Origin of the sequence: Gilliamella sp. B3482, from assembly GCF_026536805.1 — a bacterium.
Taxonomy (GTDB): Bacteria; Pseudomonadota; Gammaproteobacteria; order Enterobacterales; family Orbaceae; genus Gilliamella; species Gilliamella apicola_E.
Map to the genome: position 1 here is coordinate 87,327 of NZ_JAFNNL010000005.1, position 23,509 is coordinate 110,835.

21 protein-coding genes and 1 pseudogene are annotated in these 23,509 nt (G+C 36.3%); 7 read left to right on the plus strand and 15 right to left on the minus strand.

All coding sequences use genetic code 11. From position 1 onward, the window contains the following. Positions 1-277: 277 nt before the first annotated feature. The gene (locus J3U18_RS09155) at positions 278-820 is read left to right on the plus strand and encodes a JAB domain-containing protein (RefSeq protein WP_267353812.1); all 543 of its coding nucleotides are present in this window, start codon (positions 278-280) and stop codon (positions 818-820) included. 46 nt (positions 821-866) lie between these two features. Here the strand turns inward: J3U18_RS09155 and J3U18_RS09160 are convergent, their stop codons facing one another. From J3U18_RS09160 to J3U18_RS11930, 8 genes and pseudogenes are all read right to left on the minus strand, one after another. Then, complete coding sequence (locus tag J3U18_RS09160) at positions 867-2,576, minus strand: DUF2326 domain-containing protein (protein WP_267353750.1); 1,710 nt, start codon at positions 2,574-2,576, stop codon at positions 867-869. After that, on the minus strand, positions 2,558-2,797 hold the full coding sequence (locus tag J3U18_RS09165; protein ID WP_267353751.1) for an ABC-three component system middle component 6: 240 nt from the start codon (positions 2,795-2,797) through the stop codon (positions 2,558-2,560). The genes J3U18_RS09160 and J3U18_RS09165 overlap by 19 nt, the downstream gene beginning before the upstream one ends. Continuing rightward, the gene (locus tag J3U18_RS09170; protein WP_267353752.1) at positions 2,784-3,212 is read right to left on the minus strand and encodes an ABC-three component system middle component 6; all 429 of its coding nucleotides are present in this window, start codon (positions 3,210-3,212) and stop codon (positions 2,784-2,786) included. The genes J3U18_RS09165 and J3U18_RS09170 overlap by 14 nt, the downstream gene beginning before the upstream one ends. Next, the gene (locus J3U18_RS09175; protein ID WP_267353753.1) at positions 3,199-3,765 is read right to left on the minus strand and encodes a hypothetical protein; all 567 of its coding nucleotides are present in this window, start codon (positions 3,763-3,765) and stop codon (positions 3,199-3,201) included. The genes J3U18_RS09170 and J3U18_RS09175 overlap by 14 nt, the downstream gene beginning before the upstream one ends. After that, positions 3,755-3,943, minus strand: a complete 189-nt coding sequence (locus J3U18_RS09180; RefSeq protein WP_267353754.1) for a hypothetical protein — start codon at positions 3,941-3,943, stop codon at positions 3,755-3,757. Before J3U18_RS09180 ends, J3U18_RS09175 begins: the two co-directional genes overlap by 11 nt. A gap of 530 nt (positions 3,944-4,473) precedes the next feature. Further along, positions 4,474-4,711 (minus strand): annotated as a pseudogene (locus tag J3U18_RS09185) (RtcB family protein); the annotation flags it as partial. A gap of 149 nt (positions 4,712-4,860) precedes the next feature. Next, on the minus strand, positions 4,861-5,682 hold the full coding sequence (locus J3U18_RS09190) for a hypothetical protein (RefSeq protein ID WP_267376905.1): 822 nt from the start codon (positions 5,680-5,682) through the stop codon (positions 4,861-4,863). Positions 5,683-5,844: 162 nt separating this feature from the next. Beyond that, complete coding sequence (locus tag J3U18_RS11930; protein WP_416380100.1) at positions 5,845-5,973, minus strand: hypothetical protein; 129 nt, start codon at positions 5,971-5,973, stop codon at positions 5,845-5,847. Positions 5,974-6,238: 265 nt separating this feature from the next. Here J3U18_RS11930 and J3U18_RS09200 point away from each other — a divergent pair, with 265 nt between their 5' ends. Continuing rightward, complete coding sequence (locus tag J3U18_RS09200) at positions 6,239-7,636, plus strand: RtcB family protein (protein WP_267353756.1); 1,398 nt, start codon at positions 6,239-6,241, stop codon at positions 7,634-7,636. A 302-nt stretch (positions 7,637-7,938) separates the two neighbouring features. Here the strand turns inward: J3U18_RS09200 and ggt are convergent, their stop codons facing one another. From ggt to J3U18_RS09215, 3 genes are all read right to left on the minus strand, one after another. Continuing rightward, complete coding sequence (gene ggt / locus J3U18_RS09205) at positions 7,939-9,678, minus strand: gamma-glutamyltransferase (RefSeq protein ID WP_267353757.1); 1,740 nt, start codon at positions 9,676-9,678, stop codon at positions 7,939-7,941. A gap of 127 nt (positions 9,679-9,805) precedes the next feature. After that, the gene (pdxY, locus tag J3U18_RS09210; protein WP_267353758.1) at positions 9,806-10,672 is read right to left on the minus strand and encodes a pyridoxal kinase PdxY; all 867 of its coding nucleotides are present in this window, start codon (positions 10,670-10,672) and stop codon (positions 9,806-9,808) included. Positions 10,673-10,684: 12 nt separating this feature from the next. After that, the gene (locus tag J3U18_RS09215; protein ID WP_065733644.1) at positions 10,685-11,962 is read right to left on the minus strand and encodes an MFS transporter; all 1,278 of its coding nucleotides are present in this window, start codon (positions 11,960-11,962) and stop codon (positions 10,685-10,687) included. Between the two features lie 340 nt (positions 11,963-12,302). Here J3U18_RS09215 and sat point away from each other — a divergent pair, with 340 nt between their 5' ends. The 5 genes from sat to J3U18_RS09240 all read left to right on the plus strand — a co-directional run bounded on the left by sat (position 12,303) and on the right by J3U18_RS09240 (position 19,185). Then, a complete protein-coding gene (gene sat / locus J3U18_RS09220; protein WP_267353760.1) occupies positions 12,303-13,463 on the plus strand; it encodes a sulfate adenylyltransferase in 1,161 nt (386 codons plus the stop codon). 45 nt (positions 13,464-13,508) lie between these two features. After that, complete coding sequence (locus J3U18_RS09225; protein ID WP_065562758.1) at positions 13,509-14,144, plus strand: phosphoadenosine phosphosulfate reductase family protein; 636 nt, start codon at positions 13,509-13,511, stop codon at positions 14,142-14,144. Between the two features lie 139 nt (positions 14,145-14,283). Further along, positions 14,284-16,071 carry an assimilatory sulfite reductase (NADPH) flavoprotein subunit gene (locus J3U18_RS09230; protein ID WP_267353762.1) on the plus strand — a complete coding sequence of 596 codons (1,788 nt, stop codon included), beginning with the start codon at positions 14,284-14,286 and terminating at the stop codon, positions 16,069-16,071. Between the two features lie 47 nt (positions 16,072-16,118). Continuing rightward, positions 16,119-17,879: an assimilatory sulfite reductase (NADPH) hemoprotein subunit gene (gene cysI / locus J3U18_RS09235; RefSeq protein ID WP_267353764.1), complete on the plus strand. Its 1,761-nt coding sequence runs from the start codon at positions 16,119-16,121 to the stop codon at positions 17,877-17,879. Between the two features lie 352 nt (positions 17,880-18,231). Then, positions 18,232-19,185 (plus strand): LysR substrate-binding domain-containing protein, encoded by a 954-nt coding sequence (locus J3U18_RS09240; protein WP_267353766.1) that lies wholly within the window; start codon positions 18,232-18,234, stop codon positions 19,183-19,185. Between the two features lie 19 nt (positions 19,186-19,204). On the opposite strand, the gene J3U18_RS09245 is transcribed toward J3U18_RS09240, so the two are convergent. The 4 genes from J3U18_RS09245 to J3U18_RS09260 all read right to left on the minus strand — a co-directional run bounded on the left by J3U18_RS09245 (position 19,205) and on the right by J3U18_RS09260 (position 23,001). Continuing rightward, complete coding sequence (locus tag J3U18_RS09245; RefSeq protein ID WP_267353768.1) at positions 19,205-20,284, minus strand: sulfate/molybdate ABC transporter ATP-binding protein; 1,080 nt, start codon at positions 20,282-20,284, stop codon at positions 19,205-19,207. Between the two features lie 9 nt (positions 20,285-20,293). Beyond that, the gene (gene cysW, locus J3U18_RS09250) at positions 20,294-21,142 is read right to left on the minus strand and encodes a sulfate ABC transporter permease subunit CysW (RefSeq protein WP_267353770.1); all 849 of its coding nucleotides are present in this window, start codon (positions 21,140-21,142) and stop codon (positions 20,294-20,296) included. A gap of 9 nt (positions 21,143-21,151) precedes the next feature. Beyond that, complete coding sequence (gene cysT / locus J3U18_RS09255; RefSeq protein ID WP_416380405.1) at positions 21,152-21,970, minus strand: sulfate ABC transporter permease subunit CysT; 819 nt, start codon at positions 21,968-21,970, stop codon at positions 21,152-21,154. An 80-nt stretch (positions 21,971-22,050) separates the two neighbouring features. Further along, positions 22,051-23,001, minus strand: coding sequence for a sulfate ABC transporter substrate-binding protein (locus tag J3U18_RS09260; RefSeq protein WP_416379906.1), 951 nt, complete (start codon positions 22,999-23,001; stop codon positions 22,051-22,053). Between the last annotated feature and the right edge of the window lie 508 nt (positions 23,002-23,509).

Here is a 23,509-nt window from a genome sequence, read left to right on the forward strand (position 1 = left end):
TAGACTCCTCAATAATTTTCACAAACACTATAACCTAAAAATTAAACAGTTGGAATTGTTTAATTAACGACTGCCCAGCCTAAACAGAATATGCTATATTATTTTTTAACTGATTTTACAAGGTGATAAGATAGATATAAAACTCACCAAGTATGATGAAGGTACGGACGATGTGTACAGCATTATGCAACGTGTGTTATTGCGTGATAACCCAATCGACCAAGAAAATGAACATCTTTGTATGATTGGTATAAATTAAGCTGGTTACATCCTGTATATCGAACTTATTGCGCTTGGCGGTTATAAATCGGTCGATGTTGAACCGATGAATGTATTTCGTGTTGCGGTAATGAAAAACGCCTCACGCGTGATATTAGTTCACAACCATCCGTCAGGATCGCTGACGCCGTCCGAGGCGGATAAAGATATCACTGATCGCCTCATTCAAGTTGGCCGTATTCTAAATATCAATCTAATCGACCACCTAATCATCACCCCAAAATCCTATATCAGCTTTCGCAGTACTAAACTTATGGACGAGTTAGAGCAAAGCCTAAAATACGTACCGACTTATCAAGTGGTTGAACGCATCCGTAAGGAAGAAAAATTGATTGCTAAAGAGAAGTTGGCGGTTGAAAGGGATAAAACAAAAATAGAAAAAGCACGTCGAGAAAAAGCAGAGTCTGAAAAGAAAATACTGATTAATGCATTGTTGAAAAAAGGTTTTTCGGTTGATGATATTGCTAAAATTTTGGGGATAACGGTGAAGGCGGTGGAGAGGGTTGTAAAAAAACAGGATAGTTGCTTGAATTTGATATAACAACTATCCGCTAGTGGTTGATAGAAAATAGGATCAATAATTATCTTTATATACCAAAAAAACGATTACTAGATGATAGTTCTAAAATTACACTTCCTGTAAATGATTCGTCTAAATTATCAAATTTGTCTTGAATAATTGGCGCGATAAGTTGCCCATTTGAATTTAAAACTAAATCCGCTAATTTATATAATTCTTTAATATCAATAATTTCAATCTTGTCTTGAGTCGTAAATCTCGGATAAGGTAAATTAATATTTTTATCCTGTATGAAAGACATATAGGCAATATCAAATGCTGCAACTAACGTTTGTTTTTTTCCACTACCCGCATTTGACTCAAAGGCTTTAATATCAAATCGATAAGAATCTTCATCAAATGTCACATACCATTTTTCTTTATATATTGATTCAGAATAATTAGAAAAATAAGTATTAAATATATTAATATTATTTTTTGTAAAAACACTTATACTTTCTTTCAAACTAAAGATTAAAGAATCTAATTGTGTGTTAATTGCTATTTTATCTTGAGCTAAAGCAGCTAACTGACCAAGCAAAGCTTTATCATTAGATATTTCAGATGATAATTTTGTTATGCTTTCATTTAGTTTGGTATATTCAGCTAAAGAACCTTGTTGACCAAGTTTGCTTAATACCGAATTATAGCTTTCAATAGAAGTTAATCGAATCGAAAATAAAGTATTTAACTTTTCATCAATTTTAGCTATACGTTTCAATAAATAACTTTCTTCGTTTTTTAGCATGCCATTATGAAAATTTATCGTATCTTCAAATTTACGCTGAACATCAATATTTAAAAGATTTGCCTCTTCATAAATATATTTAACATTTTTAGCATCATATTTAAATTCATCATTAATTAATGTATTCAATCTTTCAACTAATACATCTTTATCTAATGTCAATTTAGTTATACTTTCTTCGATAGAATGTATTTTAGATTGCAAAACTGCTAATTCATCTTCATCTTGAGCATAACGTCTTTCAATCTGAAAAGAATCTCTCAATTCAATTTTTTCAGATAATTCGACTTCTAATAAATCTATTTTTTGTTGTAATCCATTAGGTACAATTGATTTCAATGCTTTATAATTTTCTGATACTTTTTTAAAGTCATTTGCTAAACTTAATTTACTATTAATTTTTTCTATATTTTCAAAACCAAATAAAAATAACCAAATAGTTGTATAATCAATTATGCTAGTAGAGGCATGAAGGTATTTTAAAATATTGCTAACTTCATAATCTTTATTTCGGACAAATTTTGGAATTAATTGCCTGAAAGTAGGTTTCGGCTCTTTTAAAGAAAATAGTTTTTGTTTTAATACTTCATGAAATGATTCTAAAGAATAAGTTTCTCCATTAATACTATTAATTGAATCTATCTTTGATGTTTTACTGTTAATAGCGATTTGTCGAGATATTTTTATATCACTAATACTATCGGTTTCTAGATTATTTCCCAAAGTAAGTTCAAATTTTAATAGGTTTGATATCAAAAAGTCTTTGACTACCGTATTCTCAATTTTTTTATTTTCATTATCTGTATAAAATTCTTCAATTTTCCCACCAAAACAGTAATTCAAGCATCGAACCAATGTTGTTTTGCCAAGGCTATTGGAAGTTCCATCTTTGTTTGATATACCAACGATAAGATTTAGACCTTTAAAAAACTTTATATGACGTATAACATCACCATTATCTTTAGTAATCGTTAGCCTTTTAAGATACATTTTAACCTACCTTCTTTGCTTTCACTTACAATACCAAGCATAAATAACCAATCTAATGCTAACATAAACCGATTAAACGTTATTGGATAAAGTTTATTATATTTTTGATATAAATCGGTTAAATGTAACTCTGTAATACCCGACTCATAAAAAAACTGAATTAAAGACGCACCTAAATAATATAAAGAAATATTAGGGCGAGTTTCGTTAAGAATTAGCATTTTTTTTCCATATATTCAGATTTCGGTTTATCAAAAATTTTACAGCTTGCAAATACAAAAATACAACATAAGATAAATCTTCGGGAAATAAAGTATGCTTATAACATTTCTTAAATTCATCATTTATCTTACATTCAATAGATTGATTTAAATCATCAGCAGTAATATTTTTAAAATCCAATTTTAAATTACATTTTAACCTACCTCCTTCGCTCTCACTTACAATACCACATAAAAATAACCAATCTAATGCTAACATAAACCGATTAAATGTTATTGGATAGAGTTTATTATATTTTTGATATAAGTCGGTTAAATGAAATTCTGAAACACCTGATTCATAAAAGAAATGAATTAAACGTGAACCTAAATAGTATAATGAAATATTTGGGTAAGTTTTATTAAGAACTAACATTTTTTTGTGCCATATATTCAGCTGTTGGTTTGTCAAAAATTTTACAGCTTGCAAATACAAAAAATACAACAAAACCAACATAAGATAAATCTTCTGGAGATAAAGTATGTTTATAATATTCCTTTAAATCATCCTTAATTTTACATTCAACCCGATGAATTAAATCATCAGCAGTAATATTCTTTGCTTCATATTTTATACCACGATAAACATTATTAACAAACTGAATAATTTGATGGCGTATAGAACCATCAGCTGATTCTTCTATTGTCTTTAATCTTTGCTCAATAATATACATTCCTTCATCATAATATTCGTAATCATCGGCATATCTTTTAAGATTATTGAACTCTATTTTATCTAAAATATTATATAACTCTGTATCGGGTAATTCCGGATAATATTGTTTTTCTGATAACATCATTGCTATGTCTTGTAGCAGTTTTTGCATAATATTGCCTTTTGGCTCTGGTACAGAAAAGTTATAAACATTACCATTGTTAACAATATTATTACTGCCATTAATATACCTAATTTTATGGCTATTTGACATTCTGATCCCTTTTATTAGTTACGTCACCATTTATAACGTTGTTATTATCACCAATAACATCACGCATTTTATGAGATCTTTTATTAATATAAGAAAATACCCCAATAATCGCTATAATCAAACTAATTACAGCTATAATAATTTTCACCCAATCATCTGAAGAAATACCTAGCCACATAGAATATACTCCTTTACTGAGAAATAATAACAATTAAATTCAATTAAAACCGTAAAATAATATTGCCAAAGATCATACTATAATCACATGTATATAGAAACAGTATATACTGTTTTTAGGTATGAAAACCAAGTATCTTTTTTTATTAATTATATTTCTTTATTTTAACCAAATTTTTCGAAGTATTTCACAAAAATAACCACTTTTTAGAGTTATGCATAGCTATACCATTAGCATATTAATCGACTAACATATCCCAAAACTTGTCAAATATTTGCCTTCACATGTCACAAGTAGTAGGACAAAAAAATAGTTATATTATTTTGAGTGAATGATAACTACGAACATTCAAACAACAATATTGCACAATTACATTAAACACAAAACGGATTAAAATAGCTTATAGGAAAATCTGCAAATATATTATCAAAGATAATACCAATGCAATTATGGTACTTTTTCAGTTTGGTGATTTAAAATTAATAACAGTAAATATTGAATAAATATCGAGGATCGCTCCTCGATAATTTTTACCCCTTTACACACACCACTTGCCTTAATTGATGCATTATCTCGACCAATTCATTTTGTGTAGCCATAGCAGCATCAATATCTTTGTATGCCATTGGGATTTCATTAATCACATTAGCATCTTTTCGACATTCAACATGTGTCGTTGCTTTGATTTGATCTTTAATGGTAAATCTGTTTCTCGTCGCTGTTGGGTTTATCATTCACAACACAATGTGAACAGGAGCAGAAACTATCTGCTTTGACCAGTTATTGTAAAATAGAGCTTTTTACAGTTTCGAGAACGAAAAAACAGAAGAGTAATGATGCCGACAGGCTGAAAAAATATTTGATGGGCTGAGTTGGGATGAGATTAACAGCCCCTAGAGCAAATTAGAGATCATGCATTAAAGACCAAATAATTGCTTCACCATTTGTTGATTGTATTTATCCTGACCACGCCAATAAGTGGCATATACCCAATCGTGTTTTCCCCTTGTTGGGCGTTCATAAGAAGCGGGTTGTAAAATCCCCACACAAGCCAAAATTTCAATAACGGTGTTACGTTCATCCTGATTGGATTTAAAGTTAGGTACATCCGTCAGTTTATCACTCAGTGAACCCGGGTAATCATCTTGCTGACAGGATGCAATAATGGCTAATATCCCTTTTAAAATAGCTATATCATCTTTGGTCGGTTCAGAGATTGCCTGTTTGGTGAATTGCATGAGATCAAAGTAGGTATAAAGTAAATCACCATGACGCACTCCCCCCCACTTTATTCGTTCAAAGTTTAAGATATTTAAATCTGCTTTGACGTAGTTTTCATTACCTATCATGCCATATTTGAGATCTCGGCAGACCTGACACGTATAGGATGAATGACTCATTTGGCCATCTTGATAAGATTGACCAGACACGACTGGCGTATATTGATGCGCTGTCATTAATTTGGCGATAAAGTATGATGCAATACCTGAGCGCCAATCAAGTCGCCGCGTTGATAAGCTGCTCAAAAAGGCCTTGGCAACGTGTTCAAGTGTGATTGTGGCGACGATGTTTATGATTTTATTGACACAATCATCGTGTGATATGGTAATGGGATCAAACATTAATCCTTTTTCTTTCGCATACGCGAAGTCGTTCGGCTCTGTTTTTATCTCCTTTCTGTCTTTCCAGCCATTTTTCCAATAGGTTTGAAACAGAATCTTTTTTGCTTTTTTGTCCATTTAATCACCGTATTTGTCTATTTTACTTTGAATTAGAACGAGTGAGCGCCCTAGCCATTGAATTTAACTTATTGCGATAAATGATCAGATTCAGCAGTGATGTGATGTTTTTCTTTTACTTCAATTAGCTTCGATCCGTCATTCAAAGTCACGTGATAATCTTTAGCAAGCAAATAGTGTGTTAACACTTGCACAAGCCCAAAGCCAAATTTCCAAAGCATAGGAAAACCTTCCCAATATTTGGATTGAAAAATACAAATCATCACCCAAAATGATCGGCTGTTTTTGCATATCAATCTGCCAAGGTTGACCATCAATAACACCTTTTAAGATTTAAATAAACTTCATCAATTTATCGGTGAGTTTGCTATTTTAAAGCAAATGAGCAAGTCATAAAAATAAATTTATCAGACTTACTATATCAATTTTATCCTTTACAAATAAATAATCAGCGTATAGAATTCACCCGCTTTCCTGAATAGTGCTGCTGCAGGAAAACTGTAATTATCTTCTCAATTTGAGGAGACGCTTTTTTATTGTTTTCTAGGTGGCTATTATGTCTACATTTTCCCGTTTACAAAAACGTTTGTCCCGTCTTGGGATTGAAAGTCATTTTAATAATGATATTTATACTTTAAATAAAGAAAATACCTCTGCTCAAATTTTGTTACCGAGTCTATTGCCTTTAGAGCAAAAAGCGGTAGAACAGCTTCTAAACTTTGCATCAGTGAGCGTTCCTAATAGTGTAGGAAAAGTTTGCATGGCTCGTGCTACACCTGATTTTCATCCGGGTGCGGTTGCGCCTGTTGGTAGTATTGTTGCAACTACACAGGATTTAGTTATTCCGGCAGCAATTGGTACCGATATTAATTGCGGTATGCGGCTTTTTACCACCGGTTTAAGCTTTGATCAGGTGTGTGAACAAAAATCGACAATTATTGCACAATTAAAACGTGTGTTATTGCAAGATGAACGCGATGTACCTGTTACACCGCAATCTTTTCAAGCATTATTTGATCAAGGTCTTTCAGCATGGTTATCGGCGTTACCGCAGCAAGGTTTGTGGAATTCAGTTAATTATGAACGATTACACGCAGAGCTTAATAAAATATCGGGTAATCATTTAATTAAGGCAGATAGTCAGTATGCACCTGAAGCCTTTTTTGAAAAGCGCGATATTATCCGCCCAGCGAGTTTAGGTACTGTCGGATCTGGTAATCATTTTGTCGAGTTACAAATTGTTGATGATATTATCGATCGAAATTTAGCTTATCAATTAGGTCTTGAAAAAAGTAGTGTCGTCGTCATGATTCACACCGGATCGCGTGATGTTGGTTTTTACATTGGTCAGCGTTGGCAAGATAGAGCAAAAGCTTTATGGCCGAATAATGAAAAGCAACCAAAATCAGGATTGTTTGGTTTAACAGATCGTCACGCACAAGCCTATTTACAAGCTATGGGCGTTGCTGCGCGTTATGCTTGGATTAATCGAATTGTGATTACCGAATTGATACGTAAATCACTTGCAACTATTTTTCATCAAGATAATAGTCAACTCGTGGTCGACATTTCGCACAATATCATTTTGCCTGAACATGAGATGAATATTCATCGTAAAGGGGCGACGCCTGCTTATGCTGGTCAGATAGCTTTAATCCCTGGCTCAATGGGTGATCACTCTTATGTGGCAGTAGGAAAAGGTAATGCTGATTGGTTATGGTCTTGCTCACACGGTGCAGGTCGAGCAGAAAGACGACAAGCTATGCGTAGCAAAAAAGTTGAATATGATAAGGTTAATTTGCCATGGCAATGTATTACCTTAAAAGAAGAACGCCTACGTGAAGAGGCTCCTACAGCCTACAAACCGATCACACCGGTGATTGACGCACAACAAAACGCCGGTTTGATTCAAACAGTGGTTAAACTTAAGCCGTGGATTACGTTTAAGGTGTAATTTTTATACAACAACCGCATTGAATTGGCTTGATGCGGTTTTAAAAATTACTTTGTTTGCGCAAGCATTGGCTAAATCAGCAAAAAAACTCACAACAACTTGTTTATAGCAAACAATACCAAGCCAATAGTTATTGCTTATTAAAATTTGTAAAAAATATTGGGGAGTCTATACCGTTATCTGGTTTAAGGTTTCCAACATTTAACGGTGGAAACCTTAACAAGATTATATATAGTTCAAAAGGGATTTTTCTGCATTGAGCAACTTTATTTAACCGCTATCAATTCATTACCCAAATAGTATCAATACCCAGCCGCTAAACCATCCCCTCTCGGGTCGGTTGCGCCCATTAGTAGATGATGATTGGTATCGATAAGAATGGCACCAGCATGACCCATGGTATCGGTGTAATCATCAATAACTTGCACATCATGCCCACGTAATTTGAGGGAATGAATTACATCGTTAGGTATGCGCCCTTCCACTTTAAGATTATTGGAAGATGCACCCCATGTGCGGCCATGTAACCATCTTGGTGCATTAATGGCATCTTGAGGTGTCATGCCAAAATCAACAATTCGTGTCACAATTGCCGCTTGCGTTTGGGGTTGTCCTTCTCCGCCCATGGTGCCATAAACCAAATAAGGTTTATTATCTTTTAAAAGCATGGCTGGATTTAACGTATGAAAGGTGCGTTTATTTGGCTCTAAACGATTAATATGGTTAGGCTCTAACGAGAAAAAACTACCACGATTTTGCAATAAAACTCCTGTATCTTTAGCAACAATGCCAGAACCAAAATCATGATAAATACTTTGAATAATAGAAACCGCATTTCCTTCTGCATCAACAACACCAAACCAAACGGTATCGCCTTTTGGATCTAATGGCTTTATTTCTACACAAGCCTTTTGCATATCAATCTGTTTTGCTTGTTGTTGACCATGTTGGGTAGATAATAAGAGATCAAGCGGAATCTGATTAAAATCGGGATCAGTAAGGTATTTATCTCGATCAGCAAATGCTTGTTTTGTTGCTTCAATTATTAAATGGTAATAATCCGCACTGCCTTCCCCCAAGGATTTTATATCAAAATTATTGAGTATATTTAGAATCTCTAACGATGCCATACCTTGTGTATTGGGTGGTAGATTATAGGCAGTATATTGTCGATAATTAACATGGATCGGGGCTACCCATGTAGCACGATGCTTAGCAAAATCATCTAAAGTCAATACACCACCATGGCTTTGCAGATCGTTGACAATATTTTTGGCAATATCACCCTGATAAAATTCCTTAGCGCCTTTATTCGCAATGGTTTTTAATGTGTTAGCTAAATCGGGTTGTTTAAGGATTTCGCCGATTTGGTAAGCTTGCCCATCGTCTTTTAAGAATACTTTTTTAAACTCCGAAAAACGCTGTAACTCCCGAAACTCTTTGTCTTTTGGATCAATATTAATTGTAGACCAATAATTTAGGCTAGGTGAAACCGAAAATCCATTTTCGGCATAATCAATTGCTGATGTAAATAACGTGTTCCATGGTAGTGCATTTTTCATATTTTTAGATGCGTATTGGTACGCTTCATCCCAACCGGAAACCACCCCAGGAACGGTATTGGCTACCAGATAGCCTCGCGACGGAATTTTATGGAAACCTTGATTTTTATAATAGTCTATCGTGGCCAAACTACCAGAACGACCACTGGCATTTAGTCCTTTTAGTTCTTTGGTTTTAGCGTTGTAGATTAACCAAAAGTTATCGCCACCAATGGTATTCATTTGAGGATAAACAACAGCAAGCGTTGAGGCTACGGCAATCGCTGCATCAACCGCATTGCCTCCTTTGTGTAATACATCAATTCCAGCTTGAGTCGCTAAATAATTGGGGGACGTTACCATAACATTGGTCGTTATCGGGTTAAGACAACGGGAAGGGGTATCACAGTACTTTCCTGTCTCTGATAGCGGTATATCAGCAGCACCAGATAAAGGATTAATAAGCAATAAACTTAATAATATTGGGTGTCTTTTCCACATTTTAGTCGTTCCTCAATTGTTAACAGTAACATTTTGAGGAATGCATTTTCTATGCCAAGAATAAACTAATTAAATTTTGCAGCTAAAATGATTATGACCAATGACAATAATACCGATCTTAATTGCCTTATAATGCTAGCGGTGTTCCGCGATACTTCAAATCCGGCTGTTTAATCCACTGCTGAGCATCAATAATCGTGAGCTCTCGGGCATTTTGTTGTTTGGTGATATCAAGCACGTGATTGGCGGCATTGGCGGCGAGTTCAAAGGCGGTTAGTTGGGATTGTCCATTGACTAAATGGGCAGTAAACAGACTACAGATTAAATCCCCAACGCCTAATGGACGGTGTGGAAAATCATATAATGGTCGAGCCAGATGATAGCTTTGCGATGGTGTGGCTAAAATCATTTCAAATAATTCCGTCGTTTTACCGGCATGCAGCAGATTTTTAACCAATATGGCTTGAATCGGCTTATTTTGCAGTGTTTTTATGGCGTTAAGCACATCGTTAAAGGTTTTGATTTCCAGATTCGATAATATCTGTAATTCCAATAAATTTGGCGTGATATAGTCAGCGTATTTGATTGCTTGCTTAGTGAAGAAATCAATAATATTTTGTGGCAGAGAGCTGCCTTTATTGATGTCGCCCCCCATAACCGGATCGCAAATATAAATTGCATTAGGATTATAAAATTTAATCTTTTTTACGGCTTCAAGGATTTCTTCACCTTGTTCGGCAAGTCCAATATAGCCCGAAATAATGGCGTCAATGGATGACAATACGCCAATTTTTTCTAAACTATTGACGATTCGAGTGATTTGCTGAGCGCCCAGCACAATGCCGTCATAATGTGGATAAACCGTATTACTCGATAACTGAACGGTGTGTATTGGCATCACTTCGACACCTTGTAATTGCATCGCTAGCGTCGCCACTTTATTACCGGCATAACCATAAACAACATTGGACTGAATTGATAAAACGGTTTTCATATATTGACCTTATTATTCATCATAATAACGATATTTGCTTAACAAGTAGATGCAGATAATGGATATCAGTGCTAAACCGCAATAAAACAAGGCTAAGGGTAACCAAAAACTTTTGAAGGTATAAATAACATAACCACCTATCATCGGAATTAAGCTACCAAAAATAGCCGCACACCCTTGATAACTCATTGATAACCCAGTATAGCGCATTCTGGCAGGGAAAATACGACTTAAATACCCAGCTATTACACCATAAAAGCCGCTGTAACAAATCACATTTAACGAAATCCCAATAATAAAACTGGTTTTTGTGCCTGAATTTATAATCGGGAATAACAAGAATACCGATGCCATTGCCAACATTGCTGTACAAATCAAAAAGCGTGTTGCCGAGAATTTTTCTGACCAATAAGAGATAAACGGTTGAGCAACAAAATGGACAATAGCGATCCAAAACAGTGCATCGACTATCACTGATTTTTCGACACCAAGTACCAAAGTAGTATAACCAATCATTAAGGTATTGGAAAAGATACCGCTAAATGACAGCACATTAGCACCAATCGCTAATATTAATAATGGCAATGCTTTTTTAAATACTTCAATAATCGGTGCTGACTCTTGCTTTAAGTCCGCTTGTTTTTTAGATGCTTCAACAAAAACCGGCGATTCGGTTAACGTCACTCTAGCAATAATGCCAATAATTAATAAAATAGCACTGGCTAAAAAAGGAATACGCCAATAACCACTATCAATCAGTTCATTAACAGGTAAACGAATAATATAAGAAAAAACCAGTAATGCTAAAATATTGCCTGCTGGGCTTCCCCACTGAGCAAAGGATGAAAAGAAGTTTTTCAACCCTTTCGGCGCATGTTCATTCGTCATCAACACGGCCCCACCCCACTCACCACCAACGGCAACACCTTGTAAAATTCGCAATGCAACCAATAACGTTGGTGCCAAAATACCGGCTTGTTGATAAGACGGTAATAACCCAACAAAAGTGGTCGCCGTCCCCATTAAAAGCAAAGTGATAATAAGTGATTTTTTACGCCCTAAACGGTCACCAATATGCCCAAATAACATAGCACCTAAAGGACGGGATAAAAAACCTACTGCAAAGGTAGCAAACGCCCCTAAAATTTGTACAAACTCGTTATCAGACGGAAAAAATAGCTGACCAAAAATCAATACCGATGCTAACGCATAGATATAAAAATCATACCATTCAATAGTAGTACCAATAAAAGCAGCAAACGCCACTTTTTTTGCAGATGAATTTGACATAAGTAAACCTTGGGTAGAGGAATGTATGACCAATAATGAATAATAAAACTAGCACAAAGCTATCAACATCACAATTCGTTATCTGAAAAGAGATTAAAAATTATATATAGAAATTTAATAATATTTCTATTTTATTAAATACGTTCAACTTGATGTATGCGAATTAATTATAACACTTTAGCTTTGGGCTTCCGATAACTTTTATCTTATTGTAGTGATAACATCTTCCATCAACTTTGAATATGCACAAATCGCATAATGGTATATAAAATTGATATTTCCTTATTTATCGATAATCGCTTTTAATTAGATTTAATAAAAATATCGGTAAGGAATCATTATGGGATTGATCGCGCCTCATGCTAGTGACAGTCTACAACCTTTACAGGTTGATGACGATGAACGTCTAGCCCTGCAACAATATGCAAAAAATTTACCAGCAATTACCTTATCCAGTCGTGAAATTGGAGATTTAGTCATGTTAGGCATCGGGGGGTTTACACCTCTGTATGGCTTTATGCGAGAAGAGGACTGGCGTAGCGTTTGCGATAATATGCATTTAGCGAACGGGGTTTTTTGGCCAATTCCCATAACCGTATCGGTGACCGATGCTCAAGCTGAAACCCTAAAATTAGGTGATGAAATCGCCTTAAAAACACCAGATGGACAGATAATCGGTATTTTGAATGTGGATAGCATTTATCGTCCAGATAAACAATATGAAGCTAATCAGGTGTTTACAACGACAGATCCAAGCCATCCTGGTGTTGCAATGCTGATGGCTCAACCACCGGTTAATTTAGGTGGTAAAGTCCGAGTTTTGCACGATAATGGCTTTAAAGCACAGTTTGGTCAATATGCTTTAACGCCACAACAGACACGGGAACGCTTTAATCAATTAGGTTGGAAAAAAATAGCGGCCTTTCAAACTCGTAATCCAATGCATCGTTCACACGAATATTTAGTTAAAACCGTGTTAGAACTTTTTGATGGTGTGCTTATCCATTCATTATTTGGTAACTTAAAACCCGGCGATGTACCGGCCAACATTCGTCTTAAAGCAATTAATAGTTTAATTCATAATTACTTTGTGCCAGATTCCGTTATTCATTCCGGTTACCCTTTAGATATGCGCTATGCTGGGCCGAAAGAGGCGTTACTACATGCTCTTTTTAGACAAAATTATGGTTGTAGTCATCTTATCGTCGGCCGCGATCATGCTGGGGTTGGGGATTTTTACTCACCGTTTGCTGCGCAAGAGATCTTTAGCCATTTGCAAGGCAACGATTTACTCATTAAGCCAATTAAGATTGACTGGACATTTTATTGCCACAAATGTGACGGTATGGCATCAACGAAAACCTGTCCCCACGATAGTGCTGATCGCGTTCTTATTTCTGGCACGGAGGTCAGACGGCGTTTACAAGCCAAAGAGCCGATACCAGAAACATTTAGTCGGCCAGAAGTCGTTGCTGAGTTATATCAATGGGTAAATCAGTAATCAGCTAAATAGTTAATCATCCATAAATCAATAAAGGGAAAAGCCATGCTAGATTTAACTAAAGTTAACCAAAAATTGCAAAATCAGTCACCGTTAACCATTATTGAATGGGCACTGAAAAAACAACAAGATATTCCAGTGAAAAGTATTATCAGTACCCATTTTGGCCCTTATGAGGCAGTACTTTTGCACCTTGTTACCCAAATCGATCCGAATATTAAGGTTGTTTGGGTTGATAACGGCTATGCAACCAATGCAACCTATCGTGTAGCCAATGAAATTACTAAACAACTTAATCTTAATCTACATATTTTTGTCCCACAAAGGACGACTGCTTATTTAAATGTGCGATATGGCGGGCTACCTGAACTTGATACTCCGGAACACACCGAGTTTACACAAATTGTTAAAATTGAGCCGTTTAACCGTGCTTTGTCTACGCTTAAACCCACATTGTGGTTTACTGCACTACGCCGTGAACAATCTGCGCTAAGGCAAGAACTCAATATTGTAACAAAAGCAGGGGACAATTTATTTAAGATCGCCCCAATACTCGATTGGACGAGTCAAGATATGCAGAATTATATCGAAAAACATAATTTACCTAACGAAATGGACTACGTCGATCCAACTAAAGGACCACAAGGTAGAGAGTGCGGTCTACATAAAATAACTTTTTGATTTTTTATAAATAAACAACATTAGACTTTACTGGCAAAAGGTAAGTGAATCTAAGTTGGTTGGATTTACCATAGCACGTTAAGGTTACGAGCCAATAGCAATTTAACGATAGCTAAACGCTATCAGATAAGGTCATCGTATGAGTACACAACATTTTCCTTTTAATTGTGATGAGTTAAAAAAAATTATTGAAAATTGCAACGATAAGCAGCTAGCTTGGTTATCGGGTTATTTATGGGGAGTGGCAGAAAAAAGTTCCATCGAACAAGCTTTACCGAGTACCACCCTCCCCTCCAATATGACACAAGCGGAGCAAAAAGTCACAATCATATCGGCATCACAAACCGGTAATGCCCGTCGAGTCGCTAACGAGTTAAGTCAGGATATTGAACGTTTGGGTATTGCGGTGACTCATCTGTCGGCAGGAGAATATAAAGCTAAAAAACTCAGTCAGGAAGAGATATTAATATTGGTGACCTCAACCCAAGGTGAGGGAGAGCCACCGGAAGAGGCGTTGTCACTCTATAAATATCTGTTTGCAGCTAAAGCGCCTAAATTAACTCATTTACAGTTTGCGGTTTTTGGCTTAGGTGACGCTTCTTATCCAAAATTTTGTCAAGCCGCTAAAGACTTTGATCAACGATTCGCTGAATTAGATGCTCAGCGCCTGCTACTACGCGTAGATGCTGATACAGATTTTCAAACCGTAAGTACCTCTTGGCGACAGGCAGTGATTGATAAACTTAGTCAATTACAACTATCAAACACACAATCGCCAACAGAAAATTCAACCAGTATAGCCGTTAACAGTAGCCTTTATCACCGCGATAATCCATTTATTGCAACCGTTAACGTTAATCAAAAAATCACCTCACGCGATTCAGATCGTGATATTCGTCATATTGAGCTTGACCTGTCCGATTCGGATCTTCATTATCAACCTGGTGATGCGGTAGGTGTTTGGTATCAAAATAGTAATGAACTTGTGGAGGAGATACTAAGTATCACCCAGCTTGCAGGTGATACGCCAGTTGAACATCATGGACAACAGATCGCTTTAAAAACGGTTCTGGCTGAATATGTTGAATTGACTCAAAATACGCCGATCATTATTGAAAAATACGCTCAAGCCGTTCAACATCCCGAACTTCTTACCTTAATTGGCGATCGAGAAGCCTTATTGGAAATGAGTCAAACATTACCACTGGTTGATATGCTTAACTGCTATCGTAGCAAGATAGCGGCACAGACCTTTGTTGAATTGCTTCGGCCTCTTACTCCGCGTTTCTATTCCATTGCTTCTGCGCAAGATGAAGTTGGCTCAGAAGTTCATCTTACCGTAAATGTAGTACGTTATCAGGTCGACGATAAGATCCGTATGGGCGGCGCATCTGGATTCTTAGCAAATCAAATTGCTGATCAAGATCAAGTCAAAATTTTTATTGAGCATAATGATAATTTTCGATTACCTGATGATACTCATGCACCAATCATTATGATTGCTGCCGGTACGGGCATTGCCCCCTTTCGGGCGTTCTTACAACAGCGTGCGAGTCAAGGTGCTACCGGTAAGAATTGGTTATTCTTTGGCAATCCACATTTTATATCCGATTTTCTCTATCAAGTGGAATGGCAGAGCTATGTTAAAGAAGGTCTGTTAACTCACATTGATCTTGCTTGGTCACGAGATCAAGCTGAGAAAATCTATGTACAAGATAAATTAATTGCTCAAGCCAGTGATATTTGGCAATGGCTACAAGAAGGTGCCTTTATCTATGTTTGTGGGGATGCTAAACGTATGGCAAAAGCGGTTGATTTAGCGCTTCAACAAATTTTGATGACTCAAGCACAATATAGTCAAGAACAAGCTATCAGTTATTTGGATGAATTAAGAAGTCAAAAGCGCTATCAACGAGATGTTTACTAATGATAAACAGATACAACAACTAATATTAATTTATCGAGTGATGTAATATGAGCAAATCTAAAACAGTTACCCTGACTCAAACAGTCAATTTAACACCGCCACAAAATGATGTCTCTGATCTGCCTTTATCGGATTCTGAACGATTTAAGCGAGAAAGTAATTATTTGCGAGGCACTATCGTTGATGATCTTAATAACGGTTTAACGGGTGGCTTTAACAGCGATAATTCTCAGCTAATTCGCTTACATGGTATGTATCAGCAAGATGATCGCGATATTCGTAAAGAACGCACAGAACAAAAACTCGAGCCACTGATCTCCATGATGTTACGTTGCCGCCTGCCCGGTGGTATCATCACCCCAAAACAGTGGCTGACTATCGATAAATTTGCTACTGAAGCAACAAAATATGGCAGTATTCGACTCACGACTCGACAAACTTTCCAATTTCACGGACTGTTTAAACGCAGCCTTAAGTCTGCTCATCAGCTGTTGCATAAGATAGGGCTGGATTCGATTGCCACTGCCGGTGATGTGAATCGTAACGTTTTATGTACTTCAAATCCTGTGGAATCAAAAGTTCATCAACAAGCTTATCATTGGGCAAGCAAAATCTCAGAACACCTTTTACCGAAAACCCGTGCTTACGTTGAAATATGGCTGGATGGTGAAAAGCTTTCTACACCCGATAGTGAGCCAATTTTAAGTTCGACTTATTTACCGCGTAAATTTAAAACTGCCGTTGTCATCCCCCCGATTAATGATGTGGATGTTCATGCTAATGATCTTAGCTTTGTAGCAATAGCAGAAAAAGGCGAACTGATTGGTTTTAATGTATTAGTTGGTGGTGGTTTGGCAATGACGCATGGTGATAAAACAACTTACCCACGCAAAGCCGATGATTTTGGTTTTATTCCTGTCGAAAAAGTACTGACTTTTGCTGAGGCCGTTGTGACCACTCAACGTGATTGGGGTAACCGCAATAATCGAAAAAATGCCAAAACTAAATATACGCTTGAACGTGTTGGCGTGGAAAACTTCAAAAAAGAGGTTGAACTACGTGCCGGAAGTAAATTTCTAAGTAGTAAACCTTATAAATTTAGTCGACGTGGTGATCAATTTGGTTGGTATAAAGGTATTGATGATAACTGGCATTTAACGCTATTTATTGAAAATGGTCGGTTACTTGATTATCCCAATAAACCATTAAAAACCGGCGTTGCAGAAATTGCCAAAATTCATCAAGGTGATCTGCGTATAACCGCCAATCAAAACTTAATTATAGCTAACGTGCCAGAGGAACAAAAAGCAGCCATTGAACAAATTGCACGTCAATATGGTTTGCTTGACGATACTGTCACATTACAACGTAAATATTCCATGGCCTGTGTGTCTTTCCCAACTTGCCCACTTGCTATGGCTGAAGCTGAGCGGTTTTTACCGACGTTTGTAACTAAAATAGAACAGATGTTAAGTCAGCATCACTTATCCGATGATTATATTATTTTGCGTGTAACCGGTTGCCCTAACGGTTGCGCCAGAGCCATGTTGGCGGAAGTGGGCATGGTGGGTAAAGCACCTGGTCGCTACAATTTATATCTTGGCGGTAATCGAGAAGGCACACGAATTCCTCGCTTATATAAAGAAAACGTGAATGTAGAGGAGATTTTATTAGCACTCGAACCACTTATTGCCGCATGGTCCATTCATCGCAATAAAGAAGAAGGATTTGGTGATTTTGTTATTCGCCATGAGATTGTGAAACCGGTACTCAATTCAGCGATCGATTTTTATCAAGAGGCGAATTGAGATAAGTATAAAAGTTGTTGATTGATAATTTTAAACTATTTTTATTGACTGTAGGCATATATAGCCATAATTCATATGGTTATTACTTTATCATATTTGTCTTTTTTATACGTTCTTTTATACTGAAATTACTTATCAAAGTACATAATTTTACTAATAAAATTACGAATAAGCATAATTTATAAATTAGACAAAATGCTTATAACCAGTTTCATCATATTGCTTATGCTTGCTGGCGGTCTGAAATTTTTTAAATAATTCACTTTTTAGTTATTAATTATATACAGCAACTTACACATAAATAATACAACTATCTAACGGGAATAAAGTAATTTTTACTAGGAAGATCGTCATGAATATACAACAATTAAGGATTATTCACGAAGCTGCGCGTTGTAATTATAATTTAACCGAAGTCGCAAATTCTTTATACACATCTCAGTCTGGTGTAAGCCGACATATCAAAGAGCTAGAAGAAGAGCTGAATATTGATCTTTTTATTCGTCAAGGTAAGCGCTTGATTAACATGACTGAACCTGGTTTAGAATTGGTGGTTATTGCCGAGCGAATTTTAAATGAAATTAATAATATTAAGCGGTTATCAACCATTTTTTCTAATACTGATGAAGGTTCATTAGTGATAGCGACCACCCACTCTCAGGCCCGTTATATTCTCCCAAATATTATAAAATCTTTTAGAACGCTTTTTCCTAAAGTTCATATCATTATCAATCAGGGAGCATCTAGTGAAATTATCTCTCAGCTTCTTTCTGGCGAAGCAGATATTGGTATTGATAATGAAAGAGTGGATAACAGTTCACTTGCTATTTACCCTTTTTATCGTTGGCATTACTCTATAGTTACTCCGAAAGATCACCCTTTGACTAAAGTCGATAAAGTGACGTTAGATATGTTACAAACATTACCTATCATCACTTATCGTCAAGGAATATTTCCTCGTAAAAGTATTGATAAAGCCTTTTCAGCTATCGGATTGACACCCAATATCTCGCTCAATGTTCAGGAGCCTGATGTTATTAAAACTTATGTTGAGTTAGGTTTAGGGATTGGTATTTTAGGTAATAAAATGTATAACCCTGATCATGATATCAATTTAGTTGAATTGGATGCGAAACATCTGTTTGAATCACATGTTACATGGCTAGGATTAAAACGACATAAATTACAACGTAATTATATTTGGCGCTTTATTCAATTATGCAATCAAGAGTTGTCACTGGAAGATATCAAAAGTCATGCATTAATTGAGCAAACTCATTCCAAAATACTTGATTATCAGATTTAATTTATAGGAATCATTCTCCTTAAATCATAAACTCTAATAGTTCATCTTGCATAAAAATATTAACGAGTGCAGGTTGCCAGTAGACAGTATCACCAATTTCAACTTGCTGTTGTTCATATTGTCGATAGCTAATAGATACATCAATATGCTTTGGTTGTCCGGCTACAGCAATTTCCAGAAAGACGGTTGGACCAGCAGTATGTATACGTACAACTTCTCCTTGGATATCATTTTTTCGGGCAATTTTAGCAATACTGATTTCGTGAGGTCGAACATAAGCGATAGTAGACTGATCAGGCCAGGTACCTTGTTCCCTCATATCTTTGTGAAAATCACCAATGATTAATGTATTATTTTCAATATAACCATATAAAAGGTTAACATCCCCTAGAAAATGCGCAACAAAGGCGGTTTTTGGTTGCTTATAGACTTCAGCAGGGGTACCTATTTGCTCTATGTGACCTTGATTCATTAAAATTATTCTATCAGCAACTTCCAGTGCTTCTTCTTGATCATGGGTAACAAAGATGCTGGTAACATTAAGTTCATGATGAAAATCACGTAACCAACGTCTTAAATCTTTACGGACTTTAGCATCTAAAGCACTAAATGGTTCATCAAGCAACAACACATTAGGTTTTGAAGCCAACGCACGCGCTAACGCAACTCGCTGACGCTGACCACCTGACAGTTGGTCTGGATAACGTTTGGCAAAATGGTCAAGTTGCACTAATTCGAGTAATTGATTAACGCGTTCATCAATTGCTGTTTTATTTAATCGTACAGATCTTGGTTTCATTTTTAGTCCAAATGCCACATTTTCAGCTACATTCATATGCCGAAATAACGCATAATTTTGAAAGACAAAACCAATTTCTCGTTGCTTGGCGCTCAGCTTAGTTACTTCCCTATCAGCAAAATAGATTTGCCCTGAACTGGCAGTTTCTAAACCGGCTATAATGCGCAGTAAAGTTGTTTTTCCACAACCAGATGGGCCTAATAGTGCAACTAATTCACCTTGTTTTATGCTGAAATTGATATTTTCTAAGACATTAACGTGTTCAAAACTTTTACTGATATTGTGTAGTGTAATACTCATATCTACCTCTTAGTTCCCGTAATGACATTCATTGGCTAAGCGCCTTTCAACCCATTGACGAATCAAGAGTAACGCAAGCGACATCATTAATAGCAAAATAGCGACACTAAATGCGGCAACAATATTGTATTCATTGTATAAAATCTCAACATGAAGCGGTAATGTATTGGTGTAACCACGAATATGCCCAGAAACAACCGATACCGCGCCAAATTCACCGAGTGAGCGAGCGGTGCAAAGAACAACACCATGCATTAAGGCCCATTTAATATTGGGTAAAGTAATGTGGAAAAAAATTTGCCAGCCATTCGCACCAAGGACGCTGGCGGCCTCTTCTTCATGAATGCCTTGTAATGCCATTATCGGAATGAGTTCTCTTGCCACAAAAGGAACGGATACAAAAATCGTTGCTAAGATAATTCCTGGAATCGCATAGACAATTTGAATATTCCACGCCTGCAAAAACGGATACAACGCACTTTGTGCGCCAAATAGCAATACATAGATTAAACCTGCAACAATGGGGGAAATCGAGAACGGTAAATCAATTAATGTGACTAATATTTGTTTGCCTTTGAACTGATATTTAGTTATGACCCAAGCTGCACATACACCAAATATCACATTTAATGGTACCGCTACACCAACGGCAATCAGTGTTAATTTAAAAGCGGATAAGGTATCTGGCTCAATAATCACTTGCCAAAATGCATTTACACCATTAGCTAGCCCCTGCGCGAGCACCACAACCAGCGGCAACACCAAAAGTCCGAAAAACAGCAATATCGCCAATAAGATTAGCAATAGCTGTAAACGGGTTACTCTCTTTTTTTCTGTTATTGATTGTAATATCTGCATAATCTTATATTAATGGTTTTTATTAATCTTACGGTTAAGTTTTCGCTGTAAACTGTTCATAATTAATAACAATACAAAAGCAATCACTAACATTGTTACACCAATCGCGGCAGCGGCATCATAAGCATATTGGTCAAGTTTTGAGACAATTAATAACGGTAATATTTCGGTCTTAAATGGAATATTACCGGCAATAAAGACCACTGAACCATATTCGCCAATAGCACGAGCAAAAGCGAGGGTAAACCCCGTTAGCCAAGCAGGTAAAATGGCCGGTAAAATAATATGCATAAAAATTTGCCTAGGCGATGCACCAAGCAAACTCGCCGCTTCTTCTTTTTCACGTGGTAAATCAGCCATCACCGGTTGCAAAGTACGCACAACAAACGGCAATGTAACAAATAACAGCGCTAAGGTAATGCCAATGGGGGTATAAGCAATTTTAAAACTGAACCATTGCCCAATTGGCCCATTTTTGGCATAAATTGCGGTTAACGCAATGCCAGCAACGGCTGTTGGTAAGGCAAACGGGATATCAATACAGATATCCATTATCTTACGTCCTGGAAATCGATAACGCACCAGTACCCAAGCCAATAATAAACCAATAAAGCTGTTTAAACCGGCACTGATAAATGCGGTACTTAATGAAAGAGTTAATGCCAATAAAAACTGTTTGCTGACTAATAACCGATGCCACTCCTCAAAAGACAGCTTTGTTGAATAAAGAAATAAACCTAATAACGGAATAAGCACAATCAAACTAAGAAAGGTTAAAGTATAACCTAACGTTAAGCTAAAACCTGGGATGATCCGTTGTTGTTTAATGCTTGCAACTTTCATAACATTCACCTTTATACCGCAAAGCTAAGTGAGCACACACATAACATCGCCAGAATAAGTAGTAATTAGTTTATCTCAGCATAAATTGCATCAAAGATGGCCCCATCACTAAAAAATTTTTTTTGCACTGTTTGCCATCCACCAAAATCGTTATCAACCGTAACTAACTTAATAGTAGGAAACTGATCAGCATATTGTTTAAGGACATCAGGATTAACAGGACGGTAAAAATGCTTGGCAATGATGTGTTGTGCCGGATCGCTATATAAGTATTCCAAATAAGCTTGCGCTTGCTTACGTGTACCTTTGCTATCAACAACTTTATCGACTAAAGCCACAGTCGGCTCAGCTAAAATGGATAATGAGGGCATAATAATTTCTAATTGATCGCCACCTTGCTCTCTTAACGCCAAATAAGCCTCATTTTCCCAAGAAATTAAAACATCACCTAAGCCTCGCTGTACAAAGCTAATGGTTGCGCCTCTGGCACCAGTGTCTAAAACCGGAACATGTTGATATAATTTGGTGACAAAATCTTGAGCTTGTTCATCGTTACCATAGGTGCTTTTAGCATAAGCCCAAGCCGCCAAAAAATTCCAACGAGCCCCACCCGAGGTTTTGGGATTGGGTGTTATTACTTCAACATCATCTTTAATGAGATCACCCCAATCATAAATCTGTTTTGGATTACCTTTACGTACTAAAAAGACAATAGTTGAATGGTAAGGCGCACTATTATTTGGCAGCCTAGCTTGCCAATCAGGTGATATGTTAGTTTGATAACGGTTTAACGCATCAATATCACTCGCTAAAGCAAGCGTCACCACATCGGCCTGCAAACCATCAATGACCGAACGCGCCTGTTTACCAGACCCACCATGCGAATTATTTATCGTCAACCGTTCACCGGTTTGCTGCTGCCAATACTCGATAAAAGCCTGATTATATGCTTTATAAAGTTCTCGCGTTGGATCATAAGAGACATTGAGTAATTCAATTGCTTGCGCTTGATGCATAAAAGTGCAAATTGCCAATAATATTAAGCTTATCCCATGCCTATATAACTTTTGAAAAATAGGTAAATCTTTCACTCGACACCTCACGCTACGCTACTAATGTATTGGATTAGTAATGATAAAAATATGAAATAATTAGACCAAATTATGGTGAGATGCGAAAACGATTATTTTGCATTTAGTTATAACAAAAATAGATATATAGGAGTGAAGAGAGATGAGAGTGGCGAGATTTTGGGTATAAAAAATAATTCAAGCAGATATTCTTTGAGCAGATCTTAGATGTGCTATTGTATTACGATACAACGATTGTAAATCGTCGTTACACAATCTTTCAAACTATCATATTACAAACAAAATTTATTATTTGGAGTTTATAATCAGCTCAAGACAGTTCTTAATTCATATACTTTTTTAATTGATTTATAAAAGCAAGCTATCTAGCATCATAACTATCACTGGTAATACAACGGAAATGCTTAAAAAAGATAGAGAATATATTTATTTA